Annotated in this window: 16 protein-coding genes; 12 read left to right on the top strand and 4 right to left on the bottom strand. The window is 34.6% G+C overall.

The features are described from left to right. Positions 1 to 6: 6 nt before the first annotated feature. Positions 7 to 684, top strand: coding sequence for an amino acid ABC transporter permease (locus AC07SW_RS09095; RefSeq protein ID WP_119908597.1), 678 nt, complete (start codon positions 7 to 9; stop codon positions 682 to 684). A 38-nt stretch (positions 685 to 722) separates the two neighbouring features. Here AC07SW_RS09095 and AC07SW_RS09090 read toward each other — a convergent pair whose 3' ends face one another. After that, the gene (locus AC07SW_RS09090; protein WP_119908596.1) at positions 723 to 1,694 is read right to left on the bottom strand and encodes a LacI family DNA-binding transcriptional regulator; all 972 of its coding nucleotides are present in this window, start codon (positions 1,692 to 1,694) and stop codon (positions 723 to 725) included. A gap of 169 nt (positions 1,695 to 1,863) precedes the next feature. On the opposite strand from AC07SW_RS09090, the gene brnQ reads away from it, so the two are divergent. The 10 genes from brnQ (at position 1,864) to AC07SW_RS09040 (ending at position 13,547) form a co-directional block, all read left to right on the top strand. After that, on the top strand, positions 1,864 to 3,219 hold the full coding sequence (brnQ, locus tag AC07SW_RS09085) for a branched-chain amino acid transport system II carrier protein (RefSeq protein WP_494632712.1): 1,356 nt from the start codon (positions 1,864 to 1,866) through the stop codon (positions 3,217 to 3,219). 101 nt (positions 3,220 to 3,320) lie between these two features. Continuing rightward, complete coding sequence (locus AC07SW_RS09080) at positions 3,321 to 4,082, top strand: MerR family transcriptional regulator (protein ID WP_494632711.1); 762 nt, start codon at positions 3,321 to 3,323, stop codon at positions 4,080 to 4,082. A 403-nt stretch (positions 4,083 to 4,485) separates the two neighbouring features. Then, positions 4,486 to 8,217 carry a MucBP domain-containing protein gene (locus tag AC07SW_RS09075; protein ID WP_494632710.1) on the top strand — a complete coding sequence of 1,244 codons (3,732 nt, stop codon included), beginning with the start codon at positions 4,486 to 4,488 and terminating at the stop codon, positions 8,215 to 8,217. Positions 8,218 to 8,227: 10 nt separating this feature from the next. Beyond that, positions 8,228 to 8,554 carry an LPXTG cell wall anchor domain-containing protein gene (locus tag AC07SW_RS09070; protein ID WP_034568199.1) on the top strand — a complete coding sequence of 109 codons (327 nt, stop codon included), beginning with the start codon at positions 8,228 to 8,230 and terminating at the stop codon, positions 8,552 to 8,554. After that, positions 8,541 to 9,290 (top strand): WxL domain-containing protein, encoded by a 750-nt coding sequence (locus AC07SW_RS09065; protein WP_135023108.1) that lies wholly within the window; start codon positions 8,541 to 8,543, stop codon positions 9,288 to 9,290. Before AC07SW_RS09070 ends, AC07SW_RS09065 begins: the two co-directional genes overlap by 14 nt. A gap of 33 nt (positions 9,291 to 9,323) precedes the next feature. Next, the gene (locus tag AC07SW_RS09060; RefSeq protein ID WP_135023107.1) at positions 9,324 to 10,067 is read left to right on the top strand and encodes a WxL domain-containing protein; all 744 of its coding nucleotides are present in this window, start codon (positions 9,324 to 9,326) and stop codon (positions 10,065 to 10,067) included. A 78-nt stretch (positions 10,068 to 10,145) separates the two neighbouring features. Then, entirely contained in the window at positions 10,146 to 11,264 is a 1,119-nt protein-coding gene (locus AC07SW_RS09055) for a WxLIP family cell surface protein (RefSeq protein WP_119908592.1), read from the top strand. Between the two features lie 102 nt (positions 11,265 to 11,366). After that, positions 11,367 to 12,827, top strand: coding sequence for an AcpB/EbpR/MafR family transcriptional regulator (locus AC07SW_RS09050; RefSeq protein WP_494632708.1), 1,461 nt, complete (start codon positions 11,367 to 11,369; stop codon positions 12,825 to 12,827). Then, positions 12,814 to 13,308 carry a hypothetical protein gene (locus AC07SW_RS09045; RefSeq protein ID WP_463684840.1) on the top strand — a complete coding sequence of 165 codons (495 nt, stop codon included), beginning with the start codon at positions 12,814 to 12,816 and terminating at the stop codon, positions 13,306 to 13,308. Before AC07SW_RS09050 ends, AC07SW_RS09045 begins: the two co-directional genes overlap by 14 nt. Further along, complete coding sequence (locus AC07SW_RS09040) at positions 13,308 to 13,547, top strand: hypothetical protein (RefSeq protein WP_311908776.1); 240 nt, start codon at positions 13,308 to 13,310, stop codon at positions 13,545 to 13,547. Before AC07SW_RS09045 ends, AC07SW_RS09040 begins: the two co-directional genes overlap by 1 nt. 63 nt (positions 13,548 to 13,610) lie before the next feature. Here AC07SW_RS09040 and AC07SW_RS09035 read toward each other — a convergent pair whose 3' ends face one another. Together AC07SW_RS09035 and AC07SW_RS09030 are read right to left on the bottom strand one after the other, a co-directional pair. Next, on the bottom strand, positions 13,611 to 15,365 hold the full coding sequence (locus AC07SW_RS09035) for an ABC transporter ATP-binding protein (protein ID WP_115588704.1): 1,755 nt from the start codon (positions 15,363 to 15,365) through the stop codon (positions 13,611 to 13,613). Continuing rightward, positions 15,355 to 17,106, bottom strand: coding sequence for an ABC transporter ATP-binding protein (locus AC07SW_RS09030; protein WP_494632706.1), 1,752 nt, complete (start codon positions 17,104 to 17,106; stop codon positions 15,355 to 15,357). The genes AC07SW_RS09035 and AC07SW_RS09030 overlap by 11 nt, the downstream gene beginning before the upstream one ends. A 140-nt stretch (positions 17,107 to 17,246) precedes the next feature. Here AC07SW_RS09030 and AC07SW_RS09025 point away from each other — a divergent pair, with 140 nt between their 5' ends. Beyond that, on the top strand, positions 17,247 to 17,993 hold the full coding sequence (locus tag AC07SW_RS09025; RefSeq protein ID WP_135023102.1) for a putative ABC transporter permease: 747 nt from the start codon (positions 17,247 to 17,249) through the stop codon (positions 17,991 to 17,993). 76 nt (positions 17,994 to 18,069) lie between these two features. On the opposite strand, the gene AC07SW_RS09020 is transcribed toward AC07SW_RS09025, so the two are convergent. Further along, on the bottom strand, positions 18,070 to 18,546 hold the full coding sequence (locus tag AC07SW_RS09020; RefSeq protein ID WP_463684836.1) for a nucleoside 2-deoxyribosyltransferase: 477 nt from the start codon (positions 18,544 to 18,546) through the stop codon (positions 18,070 to 18,072). Positions 18,547 to 18,696: the final 150 nt, after the last annotated feature.

Here is an 18,696-nt window from a genome sequence, read left to right as displayed (position 1 = left end):
TTAATCATGAGGGACATTCAATGGAGAGCTATTTTTAATCCTGAATTAGCGTTAGATAGTTTACCCTTTGTTTTAACAGGATTAGGTTATACGGTGTTCATTGCGGTTTTTAGCATGATTGTAGGCTTGATTTTGGGATTCTTTTTAGCGCTGATGCGAATGTCTTCTATTAAAGTGCTAAATTTTATCGCGAGGCTTTACATTTCTTTTATGCGAGGAACACCCATGATTGTTTTTTTATTTCTATTGTATTTTGGGTTGCCTTTCATTGGAATTCAATTTTCAGCGATTACAGCAGCATTAATTGGTTTTAGTTTGAATAGTTCAGCGTATATTGCTGAGATTTTTAGAGCCTGTTTAAATAGTATCGATAAAGGGCAATGGGAAGCGTCCTATGCATTAGGGTTAACGCATTTTTTCATTATGCGTAAGATTATCCTTCCACAAGCGCTAAGAACAGCCGTAGGACCTCTAAGCAATGTTTTATTGGACTTGATTAAGGGAACCTCATTAGCAGCGATGATTACAGTACCGGAGATTTTTCAACAAGCTAAAATTGTTGGTGGACGAGAGTTTGATTATATGACAATGTATATTTTAGTCGCATTGATTTACTGGGGAATATGTAGTTTATTTTCAGTGATTCAAGTTGTTTTGGAAAAGAAATTTTCTGAATATGCGTAAAAAAATAAAGCAGCGTTGCGAACTTTTGCCACGCTGCTTTATTTTGTTGTATGTCGTTTGATTAAATGGAAATCTAATGGTATTAATGGGTTTTCACGATGAGTTAATTGATTGAAAATAAGAGTAAACGCATTTTGAGCTTGTTTTTCAATGGGGTAATCAATCGTTGTAATATCTAAGAGACGGGCAATTTCAATATTATCAAAGCCAACAACTGAAAAAGCATCAGGAACTCGCACACCTAGCCGTTTGGCTTCGGTAATTAAACCAGCTGCAACGGCGTCAGAGCTTGTTGCAAAGCCATCTGGTTTAGTGGATTGTTCTTTCCACCAATGGGCCACTTTTTCTCCATCCTCGCTTGAATTCAATCCTTTAAACTGAGGTTGAAGATTAGGATTGAGTTGATATTTTTCACAAAAATCAAGATAGGCTTTCATGCGACTTTTAGTGTTTAAGCCACTTGTACTGCCATATAAATTCACAATATTTCGGCAACCAGTGGCATAAAGATGCTCTAAGCCTAACATATAACCGTCGTAGTGGTTCATAAAGACGGAAGGAATATGATCAGACTCTACACGTTGCCAAGTCACGATGGGACCATATTTTGTGAAAGGCTCTAATTGTTTCCAATCATTTAAACGAATGAGCAGTAAAAGACCATCTAATTGCTTGCGACGAAGCATTTCAAAAGCATCTAGCTCTTTTTGTTTATCGTCACCAGTCATAAATAAAGTGACATTGTATCCTTCTTTTTGGGCAGAAAGAGTAAAACCTCGTAAAAAAACAGTTAAAGAATCTGAAAAATAAGGAGCAACAATGCCAAGGGTTTTTGTAGCTCCTTTTTTTAAATAAACGGCATTTAGGTTTGGAACATAATCTAATTGCTGGATAACCAACTCGACTTTTTTTCGCGTTTCTTCACTCACATAACCATTTTGATTAATTACACGAGACACGGTTGCTGAAGAAACACCTGCAGCTTTTGCAATATCTTTGATATTTGCCACCAAAACACGCCCTTTCGTTTGATTCCTTTATAGTAAGTATAGCAAAAAGGGGATTGAAAGAGTAGGACTTAAAAAAAGAGGAAAGTTACAAATTCACTTGCGATTTTTTTTTAAACAGGCTACCATTGGTTAAGAGTATTTTTTTAAATCTGAAATAGGGAGAGTTTGGATGGATAAACGATTGTCATTATCATCTTATATATTTATAGGATCAATGTTGTTTGGATTATTTTTTGGAGCTGGAAATTTAATTTTTCCAGTGCATTTAGGGCAAGAAGCAGGAGTCAATGTTGGACCTGCAACACTTGGGTTTTTAATTACTGGAATCGGGTTGCCGTTTCTAGGGGTTGTAGCGATTGGAGTTTCAAAGAGTGATGGATTATTTGATTTAGCAAGTCGGGTACACCCACTGTATGGCATGTGTATGACTGTGTTACTTTATTTAACAATAGGGCCATTCTTTGCACTGCCAAGAACTGGAACAGTTTCCTACGAAATTGGGATTGCACCTTTTATTTCATCAAGCTATCATTCACTTGGATTAATTATTTTTACAATTATTTTCTTTGGTGTTGCACTTATATTTTCAATGAAACCTACCAAGATTTTGATGTATGTAGGGAAAATTTTAAACCCATTATTTTTAGTCTTTTTAGGGGTTTTGATTGTGACGGCTTTTATCAAACCGATGGGAAGTATTCAAGCAGCTGATGTTCATGGAGCTTATGTAACAAATCCTTTCTTTAAAGGATTTACTGAAGGTTACAATACCATGGATGCGTTAGCATCTCTTGCTTTTGGAATCATTGTTGTTCAAACAATCAAAGGCTTGGGGGTTCACAATCCACGAAATATCGCACTTGATACGTTGAAATCGGGAACAGTTAGTTTGATTTTAATGGGAATCATTTATGGAAGTTTAACGTATATTGGAGCTATGAGTGTTGGTAAATTTAAGCTGTCAGACAATGGCGGTGTAGCTTTGGCTCAAATTGCGGACTATTACTTTGGATCATTTGGCAGTATTTTGTTAGCTATTATTGTAACGGTTGCGTGCTTGAAAACAGCCATTGGGTTAATTTCTGCTTGTTCAGAGACGTTCCATGAGATGTTTCCTAAATTCCTAAGTTATAAGCAGTTTGTTGTAGCTTTTACGCTATTAGCATGCGGTATTGCAAATGTCGGCTTAACCAATATCATCACGCTGTCTATTCCTGTCTTGATGTTTTTATACCCATTAGCAATTACCTTGATTTTATTAGGATTGCTCTCACCACTGTTTAAAAATCGCCAAATTGTCTATGTCTTAACAACCATTTTCACCATTTTTGTTAGTTTTGCAGATGGATTAAATGCGATGCCTGAAAGTATCAGAGAAACGGGAATTGCACAAGGTATTTTATCTTTTTATACGACCTACTTACCGTTATTTGATATTGGAATGGGCTGGGTATTGCCAGCAATAGTCGGCTTAGTACTTGGCTGGATGATTAGTATTTTAAAAAAAAATGAATTGCGTTTTTAAATTTGGTAGCCAAGAAATGTTCATTTCTTGGCTATTTTTTTAAAGTGCTTGAGTTTAACGTTACGTAAGGGTGTATCTTAAATGTAGTTAGGAGGAGAAAAATGGAATATACTATTAAAAAAATAAGTGAATTAGCTGGTATCAGTAGTCGAACATTACGATTTTATGATGAAATTAAGTTATTGAAGCCAGCTCGAATTAATTCATCAGGGTACCGAATTTATGCTCAAAATGAAGTAGATCGACTGCAACAAATCCTAGTTTACCTCAAATTTGGGTTATCTTTAGAAGATATAAAAGCAATCATGGATAATCCTGATTTTGATGAGATAAAAACATTAAGAAGCCATCATCAAGCATTATTAATTCAGCAACAACAATTGAGTAAGCTAATTGATACTGTTGAAAAAACACTTATGACAAAAGAAGGGTCTGGTAGTATGACGAATATAGAAAAATTTGAAGGGTTGAAAAGAGAACGAGTTCGAAAAAACGAAGATCAATATGGTACAGAAAGTAGAGCTCTTTATGGAACAAATCAAGTCACTGACTCAAATCAAAAGATGTTAAACATGAATCAAGAAAAATTCCAAGCTTTTGAAGAGTTAGAAGAAGCCATTTTTGTACAATTAAAAAAAGCGATGAACACAAAAAATGTGAGCAGCATAGAGTCACAAAAACTAGCTAGAATGCATAAAGAATGGTTATCTTATACATGGACGACCTATTCTACTAAAGCCCATGTAGGATTAGTGAATCTGTACCTGGCAGACCCACGATTTGTTTCTTACTATGATAATCGCGTTGGCCAAGGAGGCACTCAATTTTTAAAAGATGCAGTGATTCATTTTACAAATAAGTAACTTATAAGAGTACGTATCATCTATTCTTAATGAATAAATGAAAAAAAATAGTTCCTGAAAGGGGAACTATTTTTTTGTCTTAATTGGAAATGATTAACGGTATTTTTTAATTTAACGAAGAATAAAACGAGTTAAATAACGTTATCAATAAAACTTGTAAATGTTTATTTCAATAGGATTTAGCCCATTTTTTACCAAAAAATTGGAAATATAGCAAAGAAATATGAACGCATATTTGTTTTATTTTGTTATTTTTTTGATACTATTATTAAGAGCGAGCTGAAAAAATTAATAATTATTAAAAAAATGAAAGTTAGATTTTATTTATTTTGCAAAATATCTTTATAAATAGGGGGAATTAATTTTACAAATATTGAAATATATAAGGAAGGGGGAATTTAAATTGGGAAGTAAGAAAAACATAAAAAAAGTAAAGCGTTATATTAAATTGTTAGGAGTTCCTTTTGTAGTAGGTACTATCCTATTAGGCGGAATTTATTATTACAGTATAGAAAATCAAAAAATCTCAATTTTAGCAGATTCAGGGTTGAAACTAACGACTTCTAAAAATGAAGTTACTGTTAATAGTCCTTTTATCGTGAATGTTACAGATACTGGTGCGACAAATGCGACGAGTGACAGTGAGGATCTTGAAAGTGAAAAAACAGTAGATACGGATTCTGAACAACTTGAGGTAACAACAACGGAACCTATTAAACAAGTATCAAAAACAGTTATTTATTTGCCCTTAGGGATTGAGTTTGACGAAGTTGGTACAAATCAATTGAACGATGGAAAAAAAGTAGCAACGATTTCATTTGATTCAAATACAAGAAATATAGAAATTGATTGGATTGCAGCAGAGCAAAAAGAACTGCCCATTTCTTTAATTTCAAAAAATATTGGACATTACGAAATAACTGCTCAAAAAAGTGTAAACAATCAATTAAATGAATCAGAAATACTTTCTATTCAAGCGGTAGGAATCGAAGAATCGGCCACTTCATCGGATGAACCAAGCTCATCAGTTGTAAGTGCCAGAAGCATAGAAAAGGCTCAGGAAACCTCTGCTCTAGCAGTTGGAACGTCAGTTGTTACGAATGCAACAGAGTTAAGTACCGCAATCAAAGATTTAAGTATTACTCAGATTTATTTTGGGAATGATATCAATTTAAATCAAAGCATTCAAATTCCAAATGGTAAGCCTTATTTACGAATTTCTGGGAAAAATCCCTCAACAGGAGAAATACACACCCTAACAGAAAATAATGGAACTGGTGGGGGAACCGATAATATCTATGTAAGCAATGGAAATTCAGATCCAAAAGATTATGGTTTAGAGGATATGAAAATTATTGGACGCAATTATTATGGTCCTTTGAATGTACAAGACAATACAAGAGAAGTAAGTTTATCCTATACAAATGTTGATTATCAAGGTCCACAAATTACGCATAATGTTAACGGAATCACGAAGTATTTAGGGGATACAAGTATTTACATTGCTCGTGTTCAAAGTACCTCAGCACCAAATCAAGAGGTAGCTGAAGCAAGAAACGTTATTATGGATGGTAATATCACAATTAATCATACATCAAATTCCGACAGTATGTTTTGGTTAGGATTATCAGGCGGGTCAGAGAACTCTTTTACAGTCAAAGCAAATTCAAATGTTGTAATTGATTCTAAAGGGAATGGTATGTTTTATCGTGACGGATCAAATCCAATTAAGATGGATATTGAACAAAACGCCAACGTTAAAATAACAACTAATAACGGATTGTTTCGTAATAATCCAGGGCAATATTTACACGTTGGAGAGAATGCAAATGTCGAGTTTGAAAAAACAGGTGGAGATCAACCGGTATTGCGTTTAACAGAAGACTTAAATGTAGCCAAGGGTGCCCGACTAGTGATGAAAGCAACTGGCGGAAGTGGGAATTTTGCGCGCTTTGAAAGTGCCTACGCTGGAACAAACTTAAACTTTGATGATCCACTAAGTGTTTTACTTTACAATAAAACCTCGCAACAAATGTTTGCTTGGCAAGGATCCGGAAATTCCTCTGGAAAAATGCACATTAATGCACCAATCGTAAATTACTGGAGAGTTGCAGGTACTGGTGATCGTGATGATTTGCCATTGTTTAGCTGGTCCATGCCAGATCGGTCAAACGTAGTAACAGATGTTACAACGAACGGAAGCAGTTCAACTGTTATCAATTCGACAAATGCAGGAATGAATGCAACAGATTTCAATCTGGGAACTGCAAAAGTGATTTCATTAGGGACTATAGACGTTACATTAGATCCAATTACAGATGCACAGAGTACAATAACTGGTACAGCGACAAAAAATTCTAAAGTCTACATTGATTATACTGAGGTTGGTGTTAAAAAAACTTTAACAGGTTATGCTGGAACAGATGGGGTATATAGTATTCCGATTCCTGATGGGTTTATCAAGCCATACACCTCAGTAACCGCAACAGCCAATTTAGATTTTAAAACCAAAGTATCCGCTCCTGTTACGGTAGAAGATGTAACACCTCCTGAAGGCACTGCGATTATCCAAGTTTTAGAAAAAGGCAGTGCATTTCCAAGTGATGTCACAAAATTTGTTAAAGACATTAAAGACAAATCAGATGGGACAACAGGAGCAGGAGTTACTGTATCTGCTGGAACGATTCCTCAACCCGATATGAATCAATCTGGCCCCGTATTACCGATGTATGAGGTTATTCTAACTGATAAAGCAGGAAATAAAACAGCTATAAAAATACCTATCTTCATTAAAGATGAAGACACGGTTGTTTCAGATACAACAGCGTTAAAAGCCCATAATATCACTTTTAAACTGCCACAATATCCACAAACAGAAGCAGAATTGAAAGCCTTTATTCAAAAAGAATCAGCCGTGCAAGCTTGGGAATTAGCAACGGGCAACGAATTGACTGATTTAAGTGCTCTTACAATTGATACTTCTAAAATGAAACAAGCAGTAGGAACATACCCAGTCATGTTGACGCTTGGCAATGTTCAAAAAGAAATCCAAGTTGACGTCACACCTGGAACGGGAACCGTCGTGTTCCATTACCAAGATGAAGAAGGCAATAAACTTGCAGAAGATAAAACGATTGTAGACGATATTGGAAATAGCTACAATGAAAAACCAATTGATTTAAATGGTTATCTATACGTGCGTACCCAAGGAAATGCAACAGGGGTTATTGAAGATCAGACCCAAGAAGTTCTGTTCATTTATCAACAAAATCGCTTCAAATTAACTCAAACTGTTACAAAGATGGATGGAAGTTCTGCTGAAAAAGCGGCATTGACAGAAGTTCTTAAAGTGAAAACAGTGTTAGACAGTCAATTAACGAGTGTGACGCCAAGTGTATTCTATAAAGACTTAACGATTACAGTACCAATTGACGATGCATTAATCGATGTTGGAACCTTCTCTTTAAATAGAGCAGATGGAACATCAGTAGGTCAGGTATCTTACGATGATTCTACTAAATCTGTAAATGCCACAATTACTGAAGCAGATCAAATTCCATGGAATGAGAATGTAACGATGAGCTATCAAGCAACAGTTAAAGAGGATGCGCCACTAGCAAGTACAATCACAACAGTAGGCGAAGCTAGTGGAAGCTATACAAATAATTGGGTAGCTAATCCGGTCAAATCAAATACGACAAAAACCGAAATTGTAGATGGAAAATTAGCTTTTGTTTCAGCACCGACAGATTTGGATTTTGGTGAAAACTTAAAGATACCAGCTGTTGATAAAAACTATCCTCTACAATCTCTAACTGGTAGTTTAACCGTACAAGATACGCGTTCAATCAAAGGATCATGGACATTGAGTGCGAAGATGGATCAAGTATTAACAAGTACAAGTAATAAAACTTTGCCTACAGCTGTTCAGTACACGAATAAAGGTCAAAAAGCTATATTGGGAACCTCTTCAATTATTATTTACCAACAAACAAATACTGATAGCAAGCCCATCTCGATTACAGATAATTGGCTGCCAAATGGCGATGGTTTAGCTTTAGATATCAAGACAGGAACTACTTATCCAGAATCCTATACGGGTTCAATCGAGTGGACCTTGCAAGACACACCATAGGAGGGGAACGATGAATAAAAAAAGAGGGACATGTCTTCTTTTGATGATTGCATTATTCAGTTTCTCTTCATTTATGGAAGCTAGTGCAGAGGTAAGTCAGAAGAGCCATACTACAACTGGGGATATCAGCTTTTACGGAGAATATGAAAAACCAAAAGAGACTCAATCAACAGATACAAAAGAATTAAAAAATAGAGAGACAGTCCGAACAAATTTTCCGCAAACAGGGGAACAATCAACACCATCTTATTTTATAATAGGAATGATTGTTTTTGTGGGAAGTTATCAATTGTATCAAAAAAACAAAATAGGGGGATTTAAAAATGAAATTAACTAAAATAATGACAAGTGCGGTGTTATTAGCAACAGCTGTCAGCTTTTCAACAGTAGCAAACGCTGCAGATGGTGGAACTTATCAGTCAAAAGGGTCAGTAGAATTTGTTCCAAATAATACAGTTACTCCACCAACAGATCCAGAAAATCCAGGCAAGGAAGTAACACCGACTAACCCAGATGGAACTGATCCAGATCCAGGGACAGCAGGTCCCTTAAGTATTGATTACGCTTCAAGCTTAAGCTTTGGAAGCAATAAAATTACGAATAAAGATGCCGTTTACTTTGCAGAACCACAAAAATTAAAAGATGGGACTGTAAGAGCTAATTACGTGCAAGTTACAGATACCCGTGGGAATAACGGTGGTTGGACATTGACAGTTAAACAAGAAGGTCAATTAAAAAATGAAACAACGACCAATAAAGAGTTGACTGGTTCTGTTTTATCTTTAACAGGGGGAGCAGCGGTAAGCAATACAACAAATGTTGTGGCACCAACAGTTAGCGACGTGATTCTAGATTCAGCTGGAGCAGCTTCTGAAGTAATGAGTGCTAAAGTAGGGCAAGGAGCATTAACTTGGTTAAATGTTTTTGGAACATTGGAAGATACCCAAGTGGAGGGTGAAACAGTTAAGAAGAATAAAGCTATTACGCTATCCATCCCAGGAACAACACCAAAAGATGCTGTTAAATATACAACAAACTTAACATGGACATTGAGCGACGTACCAAGCAAATAAAAATAAAAAATTTAAAAAAAGGGAGATTTACACATGAATAAAAAAATAATGACACTTAGCGCAACAATTTTATTAGCTTTAACAATTGGAGGAAATGTTGTAAGTGCAGCAACAGCAGGCACGTATAAATCAAATGCGAAAGTAACCTTTGAACAAGATACTTCTGTTACACCACCAACTGATCCAACTAATCCAGGTAGTGAAGTAACTCCAACTAATCCAGATGGAACAGATCCAAATCCAGGAACAGCTGGCCCATTAAGTATTGATTTTGCTTCTTCATTTGGCTTTGATAAACAAAAAATTACAACAAAAGATGAAGTTTACAATGCAAAAGCGCAAATGCTATCAGATGGAACATTACGTCCTAACTACTTGCAAGTAACAGATAAACGTGGTGGCGCAAAAGGCTGGACTATTCAAGTGAAGCAAGAAACACAATTAACATCCGCAACCAGTAAAAATAAATTAGATGGCGCTTTAATTTCCATTGCAAATGGTGAAGCCGTTTCAGCTTCAACTTCAAAAGTACCTTCTGTTTTAAATGCAACAGGTCAAAAATTAAATTTATCAATAAATGCTGACGGTGAAGGGGTAAGTCAAGAGATTATGGCAGCTAAAGCAGATGAAGGAGCTGGAACATGGGTTTATCGTTTTGGTGACGATACAACAAAAGACACAAGCGTAACCTTATCAGTACCAGGATCTACAACGAAATATGCAGAAGAATATGCAGCAGAAGTAACTTGGACATTAGCTGATATTCCAACAAATTAATCAAACATGAAATAAGTTGAAAAGCATCGCTTTATTGTGGATGCTTTTCAGTTCATTTCTAAGAAGGAGTTTATTATTATGACAAAACGAAAAATAAGCCTGATTTTTTTAAGCATGTGCCTGCTTTTGAGTGCCTTAAGTCAAGCTCCTATAATTGGAAAAGCTTCTGAACTAAATTTTGCTGTGGAATCCATTATTCCAGATAATCAGCGAGATAAAACGAAAACTTTTTTTGATTTAAGAGTAGCCCCTAAAAGTGAACAAGTCGTTGAATTAAAATTACGAAATGACACAACGAAAGACGTAACAGTAGAACCAAGCGTGAATTCAGCAACAACCAATTTAAATGGCGTTGTAGAATACGGAGCAACAAAGGCCAAAAAAGATTCAACCTTGCCAATTGATTTAAAAGAAATTGTCAGCGTTGCATCGGAAGTTACGATACCAGCGAATCAAGAAATAAAATTGCCTATCACAATTAAAATGCCAGATCGTACTTTTGATGGTATATTAGCTGGAGGTATCACAATTAAAGAAAAAGATAACTCTAAAAGTGATTCGAATACTTCGTCAGATACACAAGGGCTAGCCATTCAAAATAAATATGCCTATGTAGTAGCCTTATTATTAAACCAAAATGATCAACCTGTTGAAGCAAAATTAGAATTAAATGATGTTGTTCCTTCACAAGTGAATGCACGTAACGTAATCAATGCAAATTTGCATAACGTAAAATCTGATTACATCAATAGTCTAGATGTAGAAGCAACGATTACGAAAAAAAATGAAAGTACAGCACTTTACACAAGTTCAAAAAAGAACATGCAAATGGCACCTAATTCTAATTTTAATTATCCAATCTCATTAAATGGAGAAAAATTAAAAGCGGGAAAATACACGTTAAAATTAAATGCACAAGCAAAAGAAGGAAAATGGAGTTTCACAAAAGATTTTACAATTAGCGAAACAGATGCGAAAAAATACAATAGTCAGGATGTTTCAATTAAAAAAGATTGGACATGGGTTTATATTTTAATTGGTATTTTATTGATTTTAATTGCACTATTTTTAATTTTCTTTATTATAAGACGTAACAGAAAAAAACAAGAAGAGCGTCGAAGACTGGAAGCGGCACGAAATAGAAAAAATGTTCGTCGTAAAAAACGTCCGTCAAAAGACCAGATACCCAAAAAATAATAAGGTAAAGAAATTCCAATTTTAAGCAATATTGGGGTTTCTTTTCAGTCATTATAAATAACATAAAAAACAAATTAGGTAATGAAAGGAGAGTGGAGAGGGATGAATAGTTTTTTATCTAAAACAGATGTCCGTAAACTACTCTTAATTCATACAATTGAAGAAAGTTTCCAACAAAAAGTGTCGATTTCAGATTTAAAAGAAAAAATGGGTGTGTCTGAATTTATTTTATTGAATACCTATGAAGAGTTAAAACAAGATATTCTTAAGTATCAATTAGATGAACAACTTCAGATTCAAAAATTAAATCAAGTTGTTCAGTTAAAAAAAAATAGCAGTTTTTCTACAGATACATTGAAAAATCTTTATGTAAAGGAATCTTTAGGATTCCAAATCATTCAGGATGTGTTTGAGGACATGTTTACAAACTCCAGTGATTATGCAGATCTCTTTTACACGAGTCGTACAAAAGTTTACTCTAAAGTAAATCAACTTAAAGCCAAACTTGAAAAACTTGGAATAAAACTTTCATCACGATTTAAATTAGTTGGAGATGAAATTGCGATTCGAACCTATATAAACAACTTGTATACTTCAGTCTATGGCATGGACGATTACCCTTTTTCGACAACATTAAAGGAACAAAGTATGCGTTTTATCAAATTGATTGAAACTAAAATGGATATTTATATGACTCAAACAAGCACGACCAAATTACTTTATTTTATTAGTATTTGTCGAATCCGAATTGAAAATGAGCAATTTGTAAAAAATGCACCGGCTACGATAACGGGTTTAGAAAGTGATTCTTTTGAAGATATTTTGAAGGAAACGTATCAAGAAGTATTTAATGAAAAAGTAAGTCACAATGAAATTGATTTACTGGTATTATTTATTGAAAGTCTAGACGAGTTTCCTCTTGAATTGGAAAATCAAGAACTAGATAGTTTAACGAACTTCTTTATCACAGAGTTTCAAAAACAATTTGGAAATCTTGATGAAACTTTTTTTAAGGAAGAATTAATTAATGAACTGGTAAAAATCCATTACCCTGTTTTAAATTTTAATTGTTTACAAACAGAACTAGATGTTCCAGTCCGAACGCGATTTATTGAAGAAAATTACCCAGAGGTATTAGAATTTTGTCGCCATTTTATCCAAAAAGCATCGAAATCGAAAAAATTTTATTTGATTAACCAAAATGATGTTTATTTATCCAATCATTATATTTTCTTGCTGATCAATGTGTTGCCACCATCCTTTTTTTCATATCCTGTAAAAGTATGCATTGATTTCTCATTGGGTAAAAATTACAATCAATTTATTTATCGAAACATTCAAACATTTGATTTTATTAACATTGAAATCAGTCATCAATTAACAGAAGATATTGATATTTTGCTTTGTGATTATCCAATCAGTGGGCTTCATCAAGACACGAAAGTCATTGTGTGGAGTGCGCCACCAACCGCAGGAGATTGGGCAAACTTTGGTAGATGTATTGCAACTGCAAAAGGCAAAAAGCCACTAAAAAAAGGAGGTATTCCACTTGAACTATTTTAAACCAACGCCGTATGCTAAAACGTGTTTATTATTTGGGTGTTTATTTTCCTTTAAAGTACTAGTATTGGATACTCCGACTGTTGCTCATGCAGAAGAGAGTGGCTATTTATATGAGGTTGACAACTCTGCATTTGAAACAAAACCAGTAGATCCATTTAATCCAACAGTGAATGTAGAGCCTGTTCCGCCAGTTTACACTCCAGATCAAAAAGTAGAAGGAAGTACAAAACGGTCCTATTCGACATCACCACCAAATGGAAAAGTCCCAATATTATTAAATAAAAATAAAAAACAATTTAAAAATGTGACCAATAAGGTAGATCCATTATTAAATCAAAATACATTAGTACTTACGCTAAATAGTGGGGGAAATGATTTTGGTGGAGATGATCCTAATATGCTTTATTTAGAAGAACTATATACAGTTTTAGCAGGGAATTTATTGTATGGGGAAGAAGCGAGTGGAATGGGGGATATTTAGTGATAGTTAATAAAAAATACTGGGAAGAGGTATCTATATATGCGATTGAATTTCTGACAAATGAACTGAAAGAACGTAAAATTTATAAATTATTAGTCTTTCCAATAGCATTTACAACTAATGAAATTCAAGAAGCGATTAGTGAAAATTTTTATAATGTTAAAGAGGTAACATCGATAGAAATCCAATTAGATGGGTTGCTATTGAATACAAATGAAAATGAATCAATGGACTATTAAAAAAGAAAGATAAGACTTATTCCTTTAGCTGGAATGAATTTTATCTTTCTTTTTTAGTAGTTTCTATTTTTCAAATTGAGAAGCATAAAGTTGATGATAAGGGCCGTCCTGTTGAAGCAGATCTTTGTGGGCACCCATTTCAACAATGTCCCCATTTTCCATTACTAAAATCAAATCAGCTTCTTGAATGGTTGACAATCGATGGGCGATGACAAAGCTCGTACGCCCCTTCATCATTCTAAGAAAACCTTCTTGAATTTTTTGTTCGGTTAGCGTATCAACAGAGCTAGTAGCTTCATCTAAAATCAACATTGGCGGATTGCTCAACATGGATCTTGCAATAGTTAGTAATTGTTGCTGTCCGCCAGAAATTGAAACCCCGCCATTTCCGACAATTGTATCATAACCATGAGGCAATTTTATGATAAAAGAATGAGCAAGCGCAGACTTAGCAGCTTGAACAATTTCTTCTTCGCTAGCAGTAGCATTTCCATAGGCAATATTCTCTTTGATGGTTCCTGAAAAGAGCCAAGTATCTTGTAGAACCATTCCAAAAGAACGGCGTAGACTATCTTTTGTGTAACGCGTAATCGGTTGACCGTCAATTTCAATCGAACCGCTATTCAATTCATAAAAACGCATCAACAAATTAACTAAGGTGGATTTTCCAGCGCCGGTTTGTCCCACAATAGCAACTGTTTCACCTGGACTCACAGCTAGATTGAAGTCTCTTATCAAAGGGCGATCAGGAGAGTAGGAAAAAGCCACATGATTAAATTGAACTTCACCACGAACGTTTTCTAATTCTAATGCATTCGGTTCATCTGGAATTTCTTCTTTGCTATCAAGTACTTCAAAGACACGGCGTAGTCCAGCTGTGGCCGTCTGAATCTGAGTCGTGATACCAGACAATTCAATAAAAGGTTTTGAGAATTGAGAAGAATAGATAACAAAGCTAGAAACGGTTCCAACGGTTACGGCCCCATTTCCATTAACTACCAAAATACCTCCTATTACACCAATTAAAAGATAAGAAAGATGGTCAACAAAACGAGCAGAAGGATTTGTAATTGAGGAAGTAAACTGTGCTTTTTGTCCCCAGGTATATAAGCGATGATTAATTTTTTCGAACTCTTCTTGGACTTGCTCTTCATGATGAAAAGCAGTAACGACTTTTTGATTCGTAACCATTTCAGAGACAAATCCTGAAATCTCACCAACAATCTGCTGCTGCTTCGTAAAGTTTTTTTGAGAAAGAAAAGCCACAATCCAGGCAATTAAAAAGATTAATGGAGTAGTAACTAAAACGATTAGCGTTAAAATAGGGCTTAGATAAAGCATAAAACCAAGAGAAACAAAGACAATTACAACGCCTGAAAAGAGATTATTCAATGTGATACTTACGGCATCTGAGATACTATCCAAATCATTTGTAAAACGACTGATGACATTGCCATGAGGCGTGTTGTCAAAAAAGCTTAAGGGTAATTTTGTGATTTTATCAAAGGTTGCAATACGTAAGTCCTTTACAGCACGATAAGCGACTTGGTTTGAAAAATAAATAATCAGCCATTGTGTAATAGTAGCTAGTAGGAAAGCTAGACCAAGTAGCAATAAGACGTGAAATAAATCAGAAAAAAGAACTTGCCCCTTTCCGACAATTGCATCAATCGCTTTTCCAGTATAATAAGTTGCACTAACGGAAGCGACTCCTCCGATTAATCCACAAAGGAGTGCCCAGCTGATTGAGCTACGATAATGGAGTAAATAAGGTAAGACACGTTTGATATCCGTTGTTTTTATTTTTTTAAGCATTATCAGCACCTCCGTTGGCTTCATTTTGAGAATAATAGAAGTCTTGATACATTTGAGAATGGGCTAATAAGTCTTGGTGTGTTCCTTTTGCTGCCATTTTCCCATCATTTAAGACTAAAATTTCATCAGCAGATTGAATGGAACTAATTCGTTGCGAAACAATAACCAAGGTAGTGTCGTTTAAACGTTGACGCAAGGCTTGTCGTAAATTCAAATCGGTTTGATAATCCAATGCGCTTAAAGAATCATCTAAGATTAAAATAGCTGGTTTAGCAATTAAGGCCCGAGCAATGGTCAACCGCTGACGTTGTCCACCTGAAAAATTCTTTCCTCCTTCAAAAACAGGAGAGTGAATTCCTTCTGGTAATTGATTAACGAAATCTGCGCTTTGTGCGATTTCTAATGCTTCTTGAATATCTTCATCTGTGGCATCTGCTTTTCCCCAACGAAGGTTTTCAGCAATTGATCCAGTAAATAAGCTGCTGTTTTGTGGAACGATGCCGACTTGCTTTCTTAAAGATTCGAGAGAAAATTCTGAGACTGGCAAACCGTAAACATAGACACCCCCACTAGTAGCATTGTAAAAGCGAGGAATCAAATTGATAAGTGTGCTTTTACCACTACCGGTAGGACCTGTAATACCTAAGACCTTACCTTTTAACAAATCAAATTGAATAGCAGTTAACGCGTTTCCAGCATCCTGTTGATACGTAAAATCAACATTTTTAAAACGCACTGCATAAGAATGGTTCGCATGTAGTTTATTAGGAAATAATTTAGGTTGAGAAGGGTCAGTAACTGTAATAGGAGTATCCAGTACTTCGTTAATCCTTTGCGCAGAAGCAGAAGCTTTGGTAAAAAGGACGACTAAATTTGCAACAATAATTAACGCTAACAACATTTGAGTGATATAGTTAATCAACGCCAGTACGTCTCCTTGGCTCATATTGCCACTATTTACTTGGAATCCCCCTGCGTACAAAATCACAATAATTCCAGTATTCATAATCAAGGAAGTTGCGGGCGTCATTAAAGCAGATAAGTTTCCTACTCGAATATAAGCTTTAGCTAAATCATCACTAACATCATGGGCACGTTTTTTTTCTGCATTACTTTTAGCAAAGGCACGAATCACCCGAACACCACTTAAATTTTCACCAACTACTTGAGCTAAGCGATCCACTTTTTTTTGCACACGGCGATATAAAGGAATCGTTTTAGCCATAATAAAATACAAGATAACGCAAAATAAGGGCAATAAAATAGCAAAAACTAAAGCGAGCTTAGGATTAACATAAATCGCCATAATAATCGAACCAATACATAGAAATGGGGCACGAATTACTAGCCGAATTAGCATGGCTAAAGCCAACTGCATTTGATTAATGTCATTTGTAGCACGAGTAATTAAAGTAGATGTTCCAAAGGCGTCAATTTCAGCATGAGAAAAAGAATTAATTTTCTTCATCAAAGTACTTCGTAATTCGGTTCCAAATCCCTGTGAAGCAATAGAAGCCGAATATTGGCAAATAAAAACAGAGATTAACCCAATGACTGACATCAAAAGCATTAAGCCTCCCATTTTATAAATATAGACAGTGTCCCCTTTATTGATTCCGTTATCAATCAATTTAGCCATTAATAATGGAAGAAACAATTCAAAAATGGCTTCAATCAATTTGAAAACGGGGCCAATCACCATTTGAACACGATACTTTTTGGCGTATTTTAATAATGCAATCAAATTATTAAACTTCCTTTCATATATATAGCATTTTATCTCTAAAGTATATCATAAAAGAAAACGATGCTAAAAGGTTGAAATTGATAAAAAAATCACAAAGTAGTATGATGAAGTTAAAAATAGTTTGAAGGAGTGAAAATATGGCAGTTTCTTTTCCACAAATAATGCTTTTATTTTTTGTTTATGCCGTAATTGGCTGGTTATGGGAGACGGTTTATTGTTCTTTAAAAGCTAGGAAATTTGTTTATCGAGGTTTTTTAATTGGCCCCTACTGTCCAATATACGGTTTTGGTGTGTTAGCTGTTTTGTATTTTATTGAACCTTATCAGAAAAATATTATATTTTTATATGTTATGTCAGCTATTGTTGTTACCGTGTTGGAGTATGTGACAAGTTATGGGCTAGAGAAAATTTTTCATACGACTTGGTGGGATTATAAAGACGTTCCATTTAATATTAATGGACGGGTAGCTATTCCTATCTCGTTATTTTGGGGCTTAGGTTGTGTAGTAATTGTTAAGTGGATTCAACCGCTGGTGATGAAAATAGTCAATTATTTAATAACTGACTTTGGAAATAGCTTGCCATTGATTTTATTTGGACTCTTATTTATTGATTTTTGTTATTCAGTAGCAAGTATGAATGCGTTCCAAAAAGAAGTCGCTAAAATAAGTGAAGAATTTGAGTCTAAAAAATCCGAAATTAGCGAGGGGATTTCCGAATTAAAAGTAGAAGCAAAGCAAAAATTAAGTACCAATCATTTACGCTTCAATCAAAAAAGAATGTTAAATTCATATAGAAAAATCAATATGCCTGAAATTAAATATTTTAAAGAAATAAAAGAATTGCAAAATCAAAAAAAGCCTACGAAAAAAACTTCCAATTAAATCAGATAATTGGAAGTTTTTATTACAAAAAAAGATTACAAACCGTCATTTTTGTGTAATATTTCATCGTTTTCGTCTAAAATTCACGAATTTTTTTAATTAATTGCTCTGAATTTGAGAAAATCTCGCCATTTAATTTCACTAAACCAACGGTATACAGATTCATATAAGAAAATTGAGATTCTCCAACAATTTGTAAAGCTGCTAGTTTTTTTTGATTGCTAGCACCTAATTGTCTAGAATCGGTATACAAACCTAAAATGGGGATTCCTGCTTGATAAGCAACGCCGATTTCAGTAGCAACCCCCACATCAATAATAGCTCCATCCATTATTGCAATCATGAAATCACTTGACAATAAAGCGTTTGTGTCGTATTTTGCAATTTGCATGGAATCTGCATAGGCATTTTTATCATTAATTTCCATTTGCTCTTGTGGTACATAAATTTCTAGTTCAGGATAATTGGTCCGTATTTTTTTTACAAGTTGTTCGTTGTAAAGCAATTCCATTTCAGAAAATAAAGGACTCGCAAAATAAGCTTTTTTCTTCATTTTAATTCCTCCTAATATCTTTTGTTACATTTTCAGTATACCTTAAAATTTGTTTGTAACAAAAAGTAACCTTTGTGAAATATATCGTTGCTCAATATTCGTTATAATTGTGAGAGCAAAAAGGAAAACAAGAATTATGAAAACTGAAAG

This window comes from Carnobacterium sp. GW821-FHT04C06 (assembly GCF_059420345.1).
Note: the sequence above shows the minus strand (reverse complement) of the source record. Positions and strands in the feature narration are given on the sequence as shown.